At 38.5% G+C, this 15,531-nt stretch carries 12 protein-coding genes; 1 reads left to right on the top strand and 11 read right to left on the bottom strand.

Translation table 11 applies throughout. The features are described from left to right. Positions 1 to 124: 124 nt before the first annotated feature. The 3 genes from CWD91_RS04395 to CWD91_RS04385 form a co-directional block, all read right to left on the bottom strand. Positions 125 to 1,024 carry a leucine-rich repeat domain-containing protein gene (locus CWD91_RS04395; RefSeq protein ID WP_103439901.1) on the bottom strand — a complete coding sequence of 300 codons (900 nt, stop codon included), beginning with the start codon at positions 1,022 to 1,024 and terminating at the stop codon, positions 125 to 127. Positions 1,025 to 1,037: 13 nt separating this feature from the next. Then, on the bottom strand, positions 1,038 to 1,916 hold the full coding sequence (locus CWD91_RS04390) for a leucine-rich repeat domain-containing protein (protein ID WP_103439695.1): 879 nt from the start codon (positions 1,914 to 1,916) through the stop codon (positions 1,038 to 1,040). A 156-nt stretch (positions 1,917 to 2,072) separates the two neighbouring features. After that, positions 2,073 to 3,989 carry an ABC-F family ATP-binding cassette domain-containing protein gene (locus CWD91_RS04385; RefSeq protein WP_103439694.1) on the bottom strand — a complete coding sequence of 639 codons (1,917 nt, stop codon included), beginning with the start codon at positions 3,987 to 3,989 and terminating at the stop codon, positions 2,073 to 2,075. Between the two features lie 65 nt (positions 3,990 to 4,054). On the opposite strand from CWD91_RS04385, the gene CWD91_RS04380 reads away from it, so the two are divergent. Continuing rightward, on the top strand, positions 4,055 to 4,444 hold the full coding sequence (locus CWD91_RS04380; RefSeq protein WP_103439693.1) for a DUF983 domain-containing protein: 390 nt from the start codon (positions 4,055 to 4,057) through the stop codon (positions 4,442 to 4,444). On the opposite strand, the gene CWD91_RS04375 is transcribed toward CWD91_RS04380, so the two are convergent. From CWD91_RS04375 to CWD91_RS04340, 8 genes are all read right to left on the bottom strand, one after another. After that, entirely contained in the window at positions 4,434 to 5,489 is a 1,056-nt protein-coding gene (locus CWD91_RS04375; protein ID WP_103439692.1) for an NAD(P)/FAD-dependent oxidoreductase, read from the bottom strand. The two genes, CWD91_RS04380 and CWD91_RS04375, sit on opposite strands and share 11 nt — an antisense overlap. Positions 5,490 to 5,603: 114 nt before the next feature. Further along, a complete protein-coding gene (gene porN / locus CWD91_RS04370) occupies positions 5,604 to 6,506 on the bottom strand; it encodes a type IX secretion system ring subunit PorN/GldN (protein ID WP_103439691.1) in 903 nt (300 codons plus the stop codon). A 108-nt stretch (positions 6,507 to 6,614) separates the two neighbouring features. Beyond that, a complete protein-coding gene (gene porM, locus CWD91_RS04365; protein ID WP_103439690.1) occupies positions 6,615 to 8,183 on the bottom strand; it encodes a type IX secretion system motor protein PorM/GldM in 1,569 nt (522 codons plus the stop codon). Between the two features lie 58 nt (positions 8,184 to 8,241). Next, complete coding sequence (gene porL, locus CWD91_RS04360) at positions 8,242 to 8,886, bottom strand: type IX secretion system motor protein PorL/GldL (protein ID WP_103439689.1); 645 nt, start codon at positions 8,884 to 8,886, stop codon at positions 8,242 to 8,244. An 85-nt stretch (positions 8,887 to 8,971) separates the two neighbouring features. Then, on the bottom strand, positions 8,972 to 10,330 hold the full coding sequence (gene porK / locus CWD91_RS04355; RefSeq protein ID WP_103439688.1) for a T9SS ring complex lipoprotein PorK/GldK: 1,359 nt from the start codon (positions 10,328 to 10,330) through the stop codon (positions 8,972 to 8,974). Positions 10,331 to 10,445: 115 nt separating this feature from the next. Beyond that, complete coding sequence (locus tag CWD91_RS04350; protein WP_103439687.1) at positions 10,446 to 11,603, bottom strand: formimidoylglutamase; 1,158 nt, start codon at positions 11,601 to 11,603, stop codon at positions 10,446 to 10,448. A 1-nt stretch (position 11,604) separates the two neighbouring features. Further along, positions 11,605 to 14,094, bottom strand: a complete 2,490-nt coding sequence (gene topA / locus CWD91_RS04345; protein ID WP_103439686.1) for a type I DNA topoisomerase — start codon at positions 14,092 to 14,094, stop codon at positions 11,605 to 11,607. Positions 14,095 to 14,211: 117 nt separating this feature from the next. After that, the gene (locus CWD91_RS04340; protein WP_103439685.1) at positions 14,212 to 15,459 is read right to left on the bottom strand and encodes an LVIVD repeat-containing protein; all 1,248 of its coding nucleotides are present in this window, start codon (positions 15,457 to 15,459) and stop codon (positions 14,212 to 14,214) included. Between the last annotated feature and the right edge of the window lie 72 nt (positions 15,460 to 15,531).

Raw genomic sequence — 15,531 nt, 5'->3', positions numbered from 1 at the left:
TATCTATAAGTTTAAGGGCCTTTTGTTAAATGTATCTTAAAGTTCCGAATTAACATAATTGCATAAAAAAAGGGAATACAAATTGTATTCCCTCTAACCAAACCAACTTATTTATAAATATTTACTATTCTTCCATTTCGTCCTCAAACTTCGTATCCGCCATTCTAGTCTTAATAACATCAAAATCTTTATACTTATTCTCTTTTTCTACCTTATCGTAGTCGAAAACAAGGAACTGACTTGAATTCATATTGTCCATGTTATCAAATGAGAATATATTGTTGTTCTGAATTTGAAGAATCTGAAGGCTGGACAATTGTCCAAACTCCTTTGGAATTTCTCCGCCAAGATCGTTATTGGCCAAGACCAACTCCTTCAATTGACCCAATTTTCCCAATTCTCCAGGAATGGAACCGTACAGTTTATTCTCAAAAAGTCCCAAGCTCTCCAGTTGGGATAACTCTCCCAAAGAATTTGGTATGCGCCCCGTAAGGTTATTGCTAGACAAATTCAGCTCTTTTAAAGTTTGAATATTCCCTAGGCTTTCGGGTATTTTTCCAGATAAGAAATTGTTGAAAGCGGACAGCTTCACCAACGATTTCATATTTCCAATTTCAGAAGGTATTTCGCCCTCTATCCTGTTCATTTCCAATTTTAAAACTTCCAACTTACTAAGCTCTGCAAGACTTTTTGGAATCTCTCCACTAATAGTATTGAAGGCCAGGTTTAGATGTACCAAGTGTTTTAAATCCCCTATACTTTCAGGTAGGCTACCCTCCAGGTTGTTCCTAAAAAGGTTAATTTCCACCACATGGCCATTTTGCACGGTTACACCGTACCAAGTGTTTACCGGGGCATTGACATCCCAAGTGGTATTCCATTTTTGCCCATTTGTACTTTTGTAAAGTTCCAATAACACATTTGTCTCGCTTTTTGGAACCATGGCATTAACCACACTAGTAAATACTATACAAAACATAAGCAGCACCAGAAATCCGGCATTTTGCAATTTTCGTTTTAACATATCCATATATTTTTTAGTTAACTCCATCCTCAAAACGCGTTTCAGCGGTTCTAATATCCTTATCGGTATTCAATTTATTTATATCAAAATTTCTAAGCTTATTCCCATCAAAATCAAAAAGAGCCAACCTATCTTTAGCGGCATCACTTTTAAAATCATGTTTACCAAATTTGTTATTTTGAAGTTGTACCAATTGCAGATTGGGTAGGCTTAAGATATCCTCTGGAAAGTCTCCCCTAAAATTATTTTCTGCCAAAACCAGCATTTTCAAATGGGTAAGCTTATCCAAGTTTTCGGGCACTACACCACTAAAATCGTTATCGGCCAACTCCAACCTCTCCAAATATTTTAAATTTCCAAATGTTGCAGGGATTGCACCACTTAACCCGTTATGTGAAAGTAATACTACCTTTAGCTTTTTAATATCTCCCATACCAATTGGCAATTCTCCAGAAAGGTTGTTGTAAAAAAGGTCCAAAACCACAAGCTTTTCAAGATTTCCAATATTTTCTGGAATTAAACCGGTAATTTTATTTTTTCCCAACCTTAGCACCACCAATTTTTCTAATTTGGTTATACTTGAAGGAATGTCCCCACCAATCTCATTCAAAGCCAGATTCAATATCTTCAAATTAACCAAGTCACCAATAGAATTAGGTAAGTTCCCCCTAAGATTATTATTCATTAAATTAATGGAAACCACTTTATTGTTCTCAATATTGACACCCTCCCAAGAAGAAACAGCTGTGTTCAGATCCCAACTCTTGGTCCAAGAATCACCATTAGCACTGTTATAAAGGTCTATTAAAGCATTTTTTTCCAGATCAGAAACCTGTCCAGACAAAATTTGCCCTACAACAACCATAAATAGCATGAGTATGCTTTTTTTCATATTTTCCACTTAAGGATTAAGAATTACCCTACAAAATAAGATTATTGTTCGATAAACAACAAAATTATTCGATGAAAAACGTCTGAAAACGCCATTTTTGTTGTGAAAGTGTGAAAAGTTGTGGTGAAAGAAATTTGCCCCTTTAGATTACTTTTCCTACAAAGAGAATTCTTCAAGCTCCAAAGTGATATTTTCCCAAGTTTTCATCAGAATTTCCAGGTTCTTTTTTTTCTTCTGATAAGCGTCGAAGAAATTGGACTTCGCAATGGTTGCATCATAATTCATAAGTAGCTCATGGTCAATATTTGCTATTTCCTTTTCTAACTTGGATATATCGCTTTCCGCTGAGCTCAGTCTGTTCTTTAGGGATTTTATCTTTTTTTGATCTTCAAAATCAACATTTTTTTCCTTGGGCTTTTCCTTTTTTTGAACTACTGTTTGTTTCTTTTCAATTGCCCGAAAATCCTCGACCTTCCGCTGTTCCAGATAGAAATCGATATCCCCTAGATATTCTTTAATTTTGCCATCTTTAAATTCATATACCTTATTGGTAAGGCCCTGTAAAAAATCCCTATCGTGACTCACCAGGATCAAAGTTCCGTCAAAATTTTGAAGCGCCTGTTTTAGTACGTTTTTAGATTTGATGTCAAGGTGGTTGGTTGGCTCATCCATTACCAAAACATTAAAAGGCTGTAGAAGCATTTTGGCAAGGGCCAATCTGTTCCGCTCACCACCAGAAAGTACTTTTACATATTTATCCACCTCATCGCCCCTAAAGAGGAAAGATCCTAAAATATCCCTTACCTTACTTCTGTTCTTCTCATTCGCCGCATCTATCATAGTATCCAAAATAGTCTTTTCCCCATCCAAATACTCCGCCTGATTTTGTGCAAAGTATCCTATCTGAACATTATGACCCAGTTTTAAATGCCCCTTATGGTCCAAATCCCCCACCATTATTTTAGCCAAAGTGGATTTACCTTGTCCATTCTGACCCACAAAAGCAGTCTTGGAGTCCCGTTCTATTAAAAGATCTATGCCTTGCAACACATGGTTGTCACCATAGCTTTTGGCCAAACCTTCAATTTCCGTTACTACCTTACCTGGAGTTACTGAAATTTGAAACCTCAAATTCATTACGCTATTATCATCCTCATCAACCTCTATGCGCTCCATTTTATCGAGCTTCTTGATCAGGGACTGTGCCATGGATGCCTTTGTGGACTTGGCCCTAAATTTTTCAATCAACCTTTCTGCCTGCTGTATCTCCTTCTCCTGATTCTTCTGGGCATTCAACTGTTGTTCCTTTATTTCGTTCCGCAGCACCAAGTACTTGGAATAGGGCTTGTTATAGTCATAGATCCTTCCCAAGGATATTTCAATGGTCCGGTTGGTAACATTGTCCAAAAACATTTTATCGTGGGATACGATCATTACACCCCCTGAATAATTTTTTAAAAAATTCTCCAACCAAATAATAGATTCTATATCCAAGTGGTTGGTTGGCTCATCCAACAACAACACATCATTGCTCTGCAATAAAAGTTTGGCCAACTCTATCCGCATCCTCCATCCTCCTGAAAAGGTTTCTGTTTTACGATCAAAATCCTCTCGTCTGAATCCAAGGCCCAATAGTACCTTTTCAGTTTCACCCTGATAGTTGTATCCGCCCAATATCTCATAATGATGGCTTACATCATTTAAATCAATAATCAATTGATTGTACCCCTCACTTTCATAATCTGTACGTTCTGCCAGTTGGTGATTGATATCGTCCAACCTAAGCTCCAAAGCCTTTATTTCCTCAAAAGCCTGATGGGCTTCTTCCAACACTGTTCTACCCTGTTCAAAATCGATATCCTGCCGTAAGAAACCCATTTTAATGTCTTTATCAGAAGCTATAGTTCCCGAATCTATGGGCATATCCTTTGATAAAATTTTCAACAGGGTAGATTTACCTGCCCCGTTTTTTCCTATAAGACCAACCCGGTCTCCGGAATTTAAACGGAAAGATATTTCTTCAAATAAGTATTCTCCGCCAAATGAAACGGAGAGGTTATGGATATTGAGCATATTTCGTTACTAATGTTACACTGATTACATCTACAAAAATGTACTTTTGCAGAAACTTTTTGCAAATGTTAAAAAAAGGAAACAAACTCTACAGCATTTTAACAGGAACTTGTCCTAAATGTCATGAAGAGAGTATGTATGAGGATAAAAATCCATATAATATTGGAAATATTTTTAAAATGCACGAACGCTGTTCCCATTGTGGCACCAAATATAAAATAGAACCCTCTTTTTTTTATGGAGCCATGTATGTTAGTTATGCTGTAGGCGTAGCTTTTGCAGTAGCCACTTTTATTATTGCCTTTTTAATGTTCAAGGCCTCATTGATAAACACTTTTATTGCCATAATTGCTACAATGATAGTTTTTATGCCCTTTATTATTAGGGTTTCGCGGAATATCTGGATTAATTTTTTCGTAAAATTCGATCCCAAGGCTGCAAAGATTAATTCTTAAAATGTTTTGTGGTAAAACGGGATAGATCCATTTCAGGTTCCAAGGCCTCACTGTTTTCTATAAAGCCGTAAAGCTGTTTGGAAGCCATTGGGGCGATCATTACCCCTCGGGATCCCAATCCATTGAGTAAAAACATATTTTCATGCTTGGGATGCCTCCCTACAAGTGGCTTCCTATCACTTACCGTTGGCCTTATTCCTGCTACGTGATCAATAACCTCATAAGGACATTTTAAAAAGGTGTTCAACTTTTGCAGAAGTTCCTGCTTGCATTCCTCAGTAGGAGTATTGCTTTTATCTTTCCATTTATAGGTGGCACCCACCCTATACAGATCGTCACCCATGGGAATTATAAACACAGAGGATTTTATAACCCTTTCCTCTTTTAAAGCTGGTGCCTTAATGGTAAGCAACTCTCCTTTGGTACCGTTTAGTGGCAAATAATTAAAATACGGATTAATTTTTATACCAAATCCCGTTGCGAATACAATCCTTTTAGCTTTTAATCCACGGTATTCCAAATAGGCATGCTGTAGCTTTAAGGCTTCAAAATCAAAAGATTCCTTAAATATTAAGTTTTGTTCCGCCAAATACCTCTTATAATGTGATACTAAAACGGAGGTATCTATCCTGCCGGTATGTAACACTTCCCCATAGCCATTGGGGGCTTCGATGTTTGGGTTATGGTTGGATAGTATTTTTGGGGCTATAAAGCGACTTAAATTAGGCTTGTCTGAAGCTTCAAACCAAAGATTTTGTTCATTTATACTGGCAAAACGCCTAAGGATGGGAATTTTATAATCCAATTGGATATTAAGTTTTTTTTCCAATTCGGCATAAAAGGGAATCGCCAAATCCAACTGCTCTTTGGCATTCCAGGCCAAGGTAAATCGTTTAAGGGTTACCGGGTTGTACAAGCCCCCCGCCACTACGGAAGAGGTTTGGGAATCATCACTTATTACTATAAACGACTTCTTATTCCTTTCCAATACTTCGCAAAAGGAAATGCCGGCCAATCCGAGGCCCACAATTAAATAGTCTACCATTGCGCAAAAGTAGAGAAGGAATTCTAAATCTTTGGTAAAATAGTAAAAAAAAGGAAGCGCCACATCATATGATGTGGCGCTCTGCTTTATATGTGAATTGGAATTTTATTAAGGCTAGTATGCCCACATATCTTGTTCCCTATCTCGGATAACCTCCTTGATTCGTTTGGATTCCAATAATTGGAACAAGGCATTATCAGCTATATAATCCTTAACCTCACGATCTCCATGCACGTTATCCTCTTTATATATGGTTGCATTGAATCTTCTGGCATTCAACAACATATCAAAGGAAATAGGCTGTGCGGAATTTCGCTGATTAAATACTTTAGCCTCATGTAATATTTGTCTTGCACTAGGATACCATACCCAGAACAATGGAACTTTTGCCTCAGCCAAATCCATAGACTCATCATCTATAAAGTTAACATCCGGAGCTACAGGGGCAATACCCAACAATCTGTACTTAAGCTCTCCCTGTCTTTTGTCGAAATACCAGATTCCTTTAACAAGGTACTCCTCCAAATCGGCAGCAACAAGGTTTCTTTCGTTAATATACTCCGGAGAAATTGGTTCTCCTGCGTTATATTGTTCGTAACCAAAATCGGTAGTATCCCGTTTTCTTAGAGTCGCTGCTAAATCACTGAACTTTCTTTTTTCAGTAAAATAGGAATCCACATATACATCTTCCAATGTTCCGTTTTTGATGTTTTTGATCAACACATCGTACAAAGACCTTCTGTCCGGACCTATATCAATGGTATCCAAAGGATAATACAGTGGAAAATTAATACGCTCGTCCAAGTCGATCACTTCCCAAATGGTCTTGGACCAGAGTATGTCCCTATCGTCCACATAAGCATAGGGCAGAGGGGCGTCGTTATCTTTCTCGATCTGCGCCTGAGTCTTCTTACCAATCTCTTCCGGTAATTTGGCATTTAAAATATTTGCCTGTGCGGAAATAGACAATGGCAACAGAACCACTACTCCAATTAATAAAACATTTTTCCAATTCATCAGTTTAAATTTATTGTTTTTAATCTTCAGTCCAGCTTTTCAGCAGACTGGTGAATTAGCCATGGAAAACATTCATAGTTTGCCATGGCCACTTCACAACATTTTTTACTAGTTTGTTATCTCCACAACAACTGGAGATACTTTTTTAAGCTTATAGCCTTTGTTGTTTGTAATATAGGCCTCAATATCAAATATCTGAACGGCATCCCCACGACCTGCTCTTTTAAGGGCAGACTTGGCTCTATCATCCAATTTGTTACCATTTACATCTACAGTTGGCTGTCCTGGAACTTTAAATTTAAATCCACTGACCGCAAGGTTAAGATCGAAATCAAAATCTTCCAACAAGGCACCTATAGTAGAAATTTCTAGGTTGTTTTTACCCATTTTAGCACTTCCGGATTCTCCTCTCACAGAGCCTGAAGGTCTAGGAATATCCTTAATTCTAAACTCAGAAGAAGTTTTGATCATTTGGCCATCGGGCAACTTACCTGAGGCTGTAATGGAAACTGTTCTTCCTGTACCAGGATTCATAGCATATTTACTTCCGCTTTGCTTACTAAGTCCAGGAGCAGATGCAGAAACATTGTTATCAGGAATACCAGGAATGGATATGGTGATAGGGTTGGAAACCCCACGATATACCACATTCATTTTATCGGCTGAAATTACAGCGGCATTAGGCTTGGTAATAGTTGCAAATGTTGAGGATACTGGCACTTCTGTACGCTCCCCATCCTGCATAAATACTAAACTACCTTCGATCTTATGATCACCAGCACTTCCAGCACTTACTGTTAATCTAACCTTACCATCCTCTATAACATAATCAGTACCTTCGGTCAACTTTCTACCATCTATGGTCAAGTTAACTTCATTTGGTTTTGTAGTGGCATCCTTACGACCCAAAACTATATTTCCAGCAAATTTTTCACCTGCATAAAAGGCAGACTTTTCTTGCTCCAATAAAGTGGTATAGTTGGTCATGGAAACCTCACTGCTCAGTTGACCTTGAAGCATAGCTTTTAATGCATCTTCTTCAGTAGCTTTAATATCCGCCTGAAGCGAAGTGATTTTAGTCAATGATGCTACCAAAGGATATCCTTCAAAGTTATAGTTCAACCAATCTTGTTTGGAACCATCCCTTTTTTCAACTTTACCGTTTTCATCACCTGTTTCGAACCTACTTTTAACAGAAGACTTTACAGACTCCAGTTCTTTAGGCATTACCGCTGTAATTTGTGAACGATAATTTACCAAGCGATCCAAGAATTCCTTACCATCTGCTCCAAGTTGATCTCCTTGGAAAAACTTTTGATCTAAATAATCGGTCTTGTCCATTACTTGATAATCTTTGGGATCCTTAACATCGGCCATCATCTCCTTTTTCAAGTTTTCCAAGTACTGGTAATACTCTACGGACAATTCCTTTATTTTCTTGGCATCTTCCAAAAGAGGACCAAATTTCTCAGCATTTTCAGATGCTTTAGTTTCAAGACCACTTAGGAAAGCCGTATTGTTTTCCGTGGTTTTTATGTTAGAAGCTTCTAACTTTTCGTTCATAAGACCGAAAGCCGATAGAACTTCTTTTCCCATATTTAAGGCCAGCATCGCAATGAAGATCAAATACATTAGGTTGATCATCTTCTGACGTGGTGTTGCTTTTCCTCCTGCCATTTTTCTAATTAGTTTTAATTATTAATCGATTTGGGTTTGGTTATTGAATTATAACTAATTAGTTTCTATTCATTGCAGATAACATACCACCGTATACTCCATTCAAAGAAGAAAGGTTGGTTGCCAAAGATTCCATTTGATCTTTTAAGGCACTTGAATTCTGTACCACTTCCTCGTTGATAGACGCTTGTCTGCTTGCACTTTCCAACTGAACTTTGTAAAGACTGTTTAAAGATTCCATTTGAGAGGCAGCTTGTACCATTTCATCAGAATACTTTTTGGTAGACTCCATAGCATCAACAGTTGGAGCAATACCCTTGGCAGCACCTTCAAAGTTTCTAATGCTAGATCCAAGACTTTCCATAAGACTGGCATCTACACCAGCTTCTTTTAACAAATCATCCAATTTTTTGGATAAAGAGGCTTCTGCTTCCTTTAATTCGTTATTCGATTTTCCTGAAGCTGCTCCTCCACCTAATTCTGGATACACCAATGACCAATCGTATTCGTCATCTACTGGTTCAAATGCACTAATAGCAAAAATTAATGCTTCGGTAATAAGTCCGATTGCCAATAACAATCCTCCCGTAAGTGGGCCAAATTGCCAGTGAAGGATCTTAAATAATGCTCCTATAATTACTACAGATGCACCAAGGCCGTAGGCCATGTTAAATAATTTCTTAGTTGATTTTGACTGTGCCATAATTTTAAATTTAATTAAGTAATGTTAATAATAAGTATTTGGTTTAACGTTTGATTTAATATAAAGGTCTTCTTTATTTTATATTTTAATTGGTAGAATCCTCTTCTCCCATGTAATCCTGTACGGTTCTAAAACCGATGTAACTACGTGCAGAATCTTGGTATTCGTAATCCCTGGTGCTTACCTGTAGGAAATAAGCAACATCTTTCCAAGATCCACCTCTAATAACTTTTCTTGCATTATTGGTCGATTCTGCATTTGGGTTCATAGTGGACACATATTCATATGAATTTGGGTCATAACTACTATTCGTCCATTCTGAAACGTTACCGGCCATGTTGTACAAGTTATAATCGTTGGGCTCATAAGCCTTAGCCTCTACTGTATACAAGGCTTGATCAGCTGCGTAATCCCCTCGCTGTGGCTTAAAGTTGGCCATGAAACAACCAGTATCACTGATTACATAAGGACCACCCCATGGGTATGTTCCACCTTCTATACCTCCCCTAGCAGCATATTCCCATTCCGCTTCTGTTGGTAATCTAAAGCGGTTGACAAATTGCTTGCTCCTACTTTTTTGATCATCGTTCTTGAATTTTGTTCTCCAGTTACAAAAAGCCTGGGCTTGTTGCCAAGAAACACCCACTACAGGATAATCACTATAAGCATCGTGCCAGAAGTAATCATTGTGCATTGGTTCGTTATAGGAATATGAGAAATCCTTTATCCAGACCGTAGTATCAGGATATATTTCCAATTCTTCCTGTTTTATGAAATCTTTTCTACTTCCTTTTTTGGCACGAGCTGCTGCTTCAATATCCATCCAGGTGTATTTGTATTTCAATTTGGTAACATCAATATTACGTTGACCGTTATAGGATTCTTCTTCTGGCAGATACATAGAATCTACCATGACCTCGGTATAATACTCATCAGGATACTTTGATATATCCCATATTAGATCAACCCTTCTGTTCAATGCCCTTCCTTCGTAGCCTGTTTCGCCCATGCCGGAATAGTTGTTCAGCATATACTTATCGTAGGCAGATAATTTTGTGGTATCGGCATCCTTAAACGCATATTCGCCAATACCGCCATCATCTGGACCCAATCCCAACTCATCGGCCAAAATGGCCAATTTTGTTCTTGCAATGGAATCTTTGACCCATTCTACAAATTGGCGATATTCACTATTTGTAATTTCGGTATCATCCATGTAAAAGGATCGAACAGTAACAGTCTTTGTCGGGGCATTTTGTGCCTGAGCCTGATCCTCCTCACTCTTACCCATGATGAATGCTCCTCTAGGAATCAATTCCATACCATAGGGTTTTTCTGGATACCACTTTTTTCCTTGAGCTCCGACTAGCTCTCCTTTTGTTTTGGACCCACAACTTGAGAGTAAAAAAACAAATGCTATAGATGACAACAATAGCTTCTTCATACGTTAGGTTAAATTTCGATTATGATTATAAATGCAAACACAAGTATTATTCTCTAAAACTTATTTTTAAATAATTTATTGTATAAAATTTGTTTTATACCCTAAAATTATTATTTCAATTAAACCCTTTTTTGTAGGCTTTAAACCACCGCTCAGGAATATTTTGATTACATGCATCTAGATAATCCAATTCGGTGCATGGTAATAACGCAGGTGAATTTGTTTTAGTATGTGAAGTTAAAATTGAAGGTACCTCTACCCACCATCTTTCGCTAAGATGACTTTTATAGAAGACAAGGGACTCATCTTCTGTAGGTACGGTATACTTGGTGAAGTCGTTACTATTACTATTGGGCAATTCTTGAATCCTAAAATTCAGCCCCTCTATAAAATACCATATTATTTGGGCGACAAGTTGAAAGGATTGATTGCTGTTCTCGCATTCATAAATCCCAAAAACGGATACATTATCGCTTATTCCGGCATATCTTGCTATGGCACAAATTTCCCTTCCGTTAAAGCCGTTGGGGGAAAAATTCCGGGAATACCCTATATCGGCGGCACGTATGGCACGTGCGTCCAAACTTACCACATGGGCATTCCTAAGCACGGGTTCTGCCAAGGTTATATTCGAAATTAATTCCCCCAACCTATAGGAATCAAAGAAAAGACGCTCCATAAGGTCCAATTCTTCCTGGGAATTAAAATAGCTTTGATAGCCTATATTCGAGAAATTAAAAAGATTGTTTGGCTTGTCGGTAATTATTTTACTCATATAGGAGTGGGAAGAAATAAGTTCTTCGTCCATCCCAAAATCGAACCTACTGTCAATGGACACCAAATTGACCATATTTTTAAGTCCGTCAAAAGCTCTATAAGTGGGATATGTCAAGTCTTGGGTAGCTCCAATTACAATGGGAATGATATTTTCTTCCAATAATCCGGCAACTATTTCCTTGACTACGAAATAGGTGTCCTCTACCGTCTCACCTTCCTCAATATCGCCCAAATCTACAATGGATGAGTTCCAATTCCCCAGCATTAAATTATAAAGCTGAAGCCTGATCTCCGAGATATCCAAACGCTCCGGTTTTTTCTCGAAGGCATTCCTGGATTCGTTAACCCCCAATATGGCCACGCTAACATTTGCCAATACCGGAAGGCCATGCCGTTTAGTGTGCATGTATACGTGTTTTCCCAATGCTTGGGCCGGTAGTAATTCGCAGTGGGCCAATACCCTATCACTAACGGGCACTAAAAAATCGAACGCCATATTATTTTTTAGCCTTAGGTTTTGCCTTGGTTTTTTTCTTTGGTGCTTTTTTCTCTATTAATTCCTGTGCCTCTTTAAGGGAAATCTTGGTTGCATCCACATCCTTGGAAACCTCCACTTTTATTTTACCCTTAATAATGGTATGCCTTCCCCATCTCGCCTTTTCTATACGAATACCTTCCTCTTTCCATTCCTGGACCAATTTATCAATTTCTTTTTGTTTTTTGGCCTCAATAATCTCTTCTATATCCTGTTTTGCAAGATTATCAAAGTCGTATTTCTTACTTACATTGATAAACATTCCGTCCCATTTAATAAATGGGCCAAACCTACCCACTCCTTTGGTTACATCCTTATTGTCGTATATGGCTATTGGGGCATCAGCTTCCTGTTTTTCCTTAATGAGCTCCACAGCGCGATCCATATCTATCTCCATGGCATTTTCATCCTTGCCCAAAGAAACAAACTTTTTCCCAAACCTTATATAGGGCCCAAACCTACCTACATTTGCCTCTACTTCCTCCCCTTCATAAACTCCAAGTTTTCTTGGTAATTTAAACAGGTCCATGGCTTCTTCGTAGCTAATTGTGTTTAAGGACTGGTCCGGTAACAGACTGGCAAACAACGGTTTTTCCTCATCATCCACAGTCCCAACCTGTACCATGGGTCCAAAGCGGCCCAATCTAACGGACACCTGCCTTCCTGTCTTGGGGTCGGTCCCCAAAACGCGTTCACCACTTGCCCTATCGGCATTTTCTTCCACATCCAGTACCTTGGGATGAAAATCCGCGTAAAAATCCTTCATTACTTTTTGCCAATCCTCATCTCCTGAGGCAATTTCATCAAAATCCTCTTCCACTTTGGCCGTGAAATGATAATCCAAAATTGTTTCGAAGTGACTGACCAAGAAATCGGTTACAATCATTCCAATATCTGTCGGGACCAATTTGCCTTTGTCAGATCCCACATTTTCAGATAAATTCTTAGCTGTAAGTTTATCCGATCTCAACATCAACTGCACGTAATTCCTTTCCGTACCCTCAATGGTGCCCTTCTCTACATAACCTCTATTTTGAATAGTGGAAATGGTAGGTGCATAGGTAGATGGTCTTCCTATGCCAAGTTCTTCCAGTTTCTTTACCAAAGACGCTTCCGTAAACCTATATGGGGCCCTGGAAAAACGCTCTGTTGCGGATATATAATTATTAATGAGCTTTTCACCCTCCTTCATGGCCGGAAGCATTCCTTCCTGCTCTTCACTTATATCTTCTTCATCGGTTCCTTCCAAATACACCTTTAGGAAACCATCGAATTTGATCACTTCCCCGTTGGCGGTAAATTCTTCCTTATGGGTATTGGACTTTATTTTAACATTGGTACGCTCCAATTCGGCATCACTCATTTGTGAAGCTAGGGTACGTTTCCAGATAAGTTCGTATAATTTGGATTGATCCCTTTCCAAAGAAGGGGACTGATTGGTCATCTCCGTAGGACGAATGGCCTCATGGGCCTCTTGAGCTCCCTTGGATTTTCCAGTGAAATTCCTAACCTTGCTATATTCTTTGCCATAATTACTTATAATGGCATCCTTGGCCGCATCCAATGCATCCTTGGAAAGGTTAACACTATCCGTTCTCATATACGTTATTAACCCTGCCTCGTACAAGCGTTGTGCCACCTGCATAGTCCTTGAAACAGAAAAATACAATTTTCGTGAGGCTTCCTGCTGTAATGTTGAAGTTGTAAATGGAGCAGCTGGCGATTTTTTGGCAGGCTTCTTATCTAAAGTGGCAACCGAAAAATTAGCTCCTATATTTTCCTTGAGGAAAGCTTCAGCCTCTTTCTGGCTGGAATAGGTCTTATTTAATTTGGCGGTAAAAATACTGCCCTCAATGGTTTTGAATTCGGCCGATATCCTAAAAGCCGCCTCAGGATTAAAGGCTTCTATATCCCTTTCTCTTTCTACAATCAATCGAACCGCTACAGATTGAACCCTACCTGCAGATAATCCCGGTTTAATTTTTTTCCACAACACTGGAGAAAGTTCGTAACCCACCAATCTATCCAACACGCGTCTGGCCTGTTGGGCGTTTACCAAATTATAATTAATTTCCCTGGGATTTTCAATGGCCTTCTGAATGGCAGATTTGGTAATGGAGTTAAAGACTATCCTCTTCGTTTTTTTCTTATCCAACTTCAACTCTTCGGCCAAGTGCCAGGAAATAGCCTCACCCTCCCGGTCCTCATCACTGGCAAGCCATATAGTTTCCGCTTTGTCCGCTAAATCCCTAAGTTTTTTTACCAAGGCCTTTTTATCCTTGTCAACAATATATTTAGGGGCAAAATTATTATCCACATCCACTCCCAATTCTTTGGAAGGTAGATCGGCAATATGCCCAAAACTGGACTCTACCTTATAATCTTTTCCTAAAAATTTTTCAATTGTTTTTGCTTTAGCCGGGGACTCTACTATTACTAAATTCTTTGCCATTAACTAGTTTTTGGTGACACAAAAGTATATCAATTTTTTTATTTAACGGATTTTCATTTGTACCCCCATAAAAAAACACCCCTATTTCAAGGGGTGTTTTAAATTATTTTGCAGCCTTTAATTAAGCTTAAATGTGCTTATCAGCTTTATTTTGTTTTCCAAATATTCATATTGATAAATGACTTCTTCCCCGATCATTAACAAATTATCCTCCATGGGAATAACATCAAAAGTATTGATATCCTTAAAATGATTAAGCTGTACCAAATTCTGAACATCGGTCTTATCAAAGACTTTTAACCCCGAAGTCCCATCGCAAACAAATAGTTTTTCACCTTTTACCCCCAAGCCATAAGGGCCATCCATTGGATAGGTCTTAACCAATTCAGGATTGGTCATATCTGAAATGTCCACAATAAAAAGTCCACTTTCCGTAGCGCCACACATATTGCCTCCCCTTAAGGTAACATAGGCATAATCACCATCGACCACTACGGGGTCACAGGCTGTACCGTGCTGAAATTCCGAAATCAATGTAGGCGTGGCCGGAGAGGAGATATCATAGATGTACATACCTCGCATACTCCCTAAAAATAATTGGTCACCTCTATTAAAGATAGTTTCAATATCGAAACCTGCATATACGTCCTCCAAATCCTTGGGATTTTCCAAATCTTGAATATTGAATACATTGATACTATGACTATCAACGGCATATAAATAATCGTTTACAATCTTAAAGCGAGCCAAGGATCCACCTTGCCCCGTTGGTGACGAATTTTGGGCGGCATTGGCCAACATAACATCAAACTCACGTGAAAACTGAACTTCCACATCTTCTATCAGCCTTCTTTCCTTTACCGTTTCCCAGCCAATCACAATGTCGTTCTGGTAATCTATATCCTGCCATTCAAAAATATCAACCTCAAAAGGGAAAACCACATTATCCCTTAGAACATTCTCCAAACGGTTAACCATTTTAACATTATTGATGTCGGAAATATCCAAAACGATCAAATCCGTAATACTATCGGCATATAAATAATCTCCCTTTACCGAGACATCAACGTTTCCTGGTATTTTTATGAAGGCTATTTTCTTGGGGGCTTTGGGATTACTATTATCTATAACGTGAACCCCTTTATATTTGTCATTGACAAATATAAATTCTCCATAAACATAAATCTTTCCGGATTCGTTCAAAGGAACGGGAGCTATTACATCTACATCCTTCTTAAAATCGGCTATGCTCATCTTTATTGGTTTGGCCACCAGGTACTCTGCATATTTACCATCATCCTCATCATTACAGGACACAAACCCAAGGGTTGCCAGCGCTAAGAATAGTATTATTGTGGTTCTCATTTTTTTTAAAGTTATTGGGTTTACCCTTAAGAGATACGATTGCGCTCAAAAAGTTGCGTGGAACTTTGAGAA

It is taken from the genome of Arenibacter hampyeongensis (assembly GCF_002909255.1).
GTDB classification, from domain to species: Bacteria; Bacteroidota; Bacteroidia; order Flavobacteriales; family Flavobacteriaceae; genus Arenibacter; species Arenibacter hampyeongensis.
The sequence above is the reverse complement of the archived record's forward strand: the minus strand, read 5'-3'. Positions and strand labels throughout refer to the sequence as shown.

Excerpts from the sequence above, each read along its gene's own strand:
- porL (WP_103439689.1), bottom strand. The coding sequence starts at position 8,886 with ATGGCACAGTCAAAATCAACTAAGAAATTATTTAACATGGCCTACGGC.
- CWD91_RS04380 (WP_103439693.1), top strand. The coding sequence starts at position 4,055 with ATGTTAAAAAAAGGAAACAAACTCTACAGCATTTTAACAGGAACTTGT.
- porK (WP_103439688.1), bottom strand. The coding sequence starts at position 10,330 with ATGAAGAAGCTATTGTTGTCATCTATAGCATTTGTTTTTTTACTCTCA.
- topA (WP_103439686.1), bottom strand. The coding sequence starts at position 14,094 with ATGGCAAAGAATTTAGTAATAGTAGAGTCCCCGGCTAAAGCAAAAACA.
- CWD91_RS04385 (WP_103439694.1), bottom strand. The coding sequence starts at position 3,989 with ATGCTCAATATCCATAACCTCTCCGTTTCATTTGGCGGAGAATACTTA.
- CWD91_RS04395 (WP_103439901.1), bottom strand. The coding sequence starts at position 1,024 with ATGTTAAAACGAAAATTGCAAAATGCCGGATTTCTGGTGCTGCTTATG.
- CWD91_RS04350 (WP_103439687.1), bottom strand. The coding sequence starts at position 11,603 with ATGGCGTTCGATTTTTTAGTGCCCGTTAGTGATAGGGTATTGGCCCAC.
- CWD91_RS04390 (WP_103439695.1), bottom strand. The coding sequence starts at position 1,916 with ATGAAAAAAAGCATACTCATGCTATTTATGGTTGTTGTAGGGCAAATT.
- porN (WP_103439691.1), bottom strand. The coding sequence starts at position 6,506 with ATGAATTGGAAAAATGTTTTATTAATTGGAGTAGTGGTTCTGTTGCCA.
- porM (WP_103439690.1), bottom strand. The coding sequence starts at position 8,183 with ATGGCAGGAGGAAAAGCAACACCACGTCAGAAGATGATCAACCTAATG.
- CWD91_RS04340 (WP_103439685.1), bottom strand. The coding sequence starts at position 15,459 with ATGAGAACCACAATAATACTATTCTTAGCGCTGGCAACCCTTGGGTTT.
- CWD91_RS04375 (WP_103439692.1), bottom strand. The coding sequence starts at position 5,489 with ATGGTAGACTATTTAATTGTGGGCCTCGGATTGGCCGGCATTTCCTTT.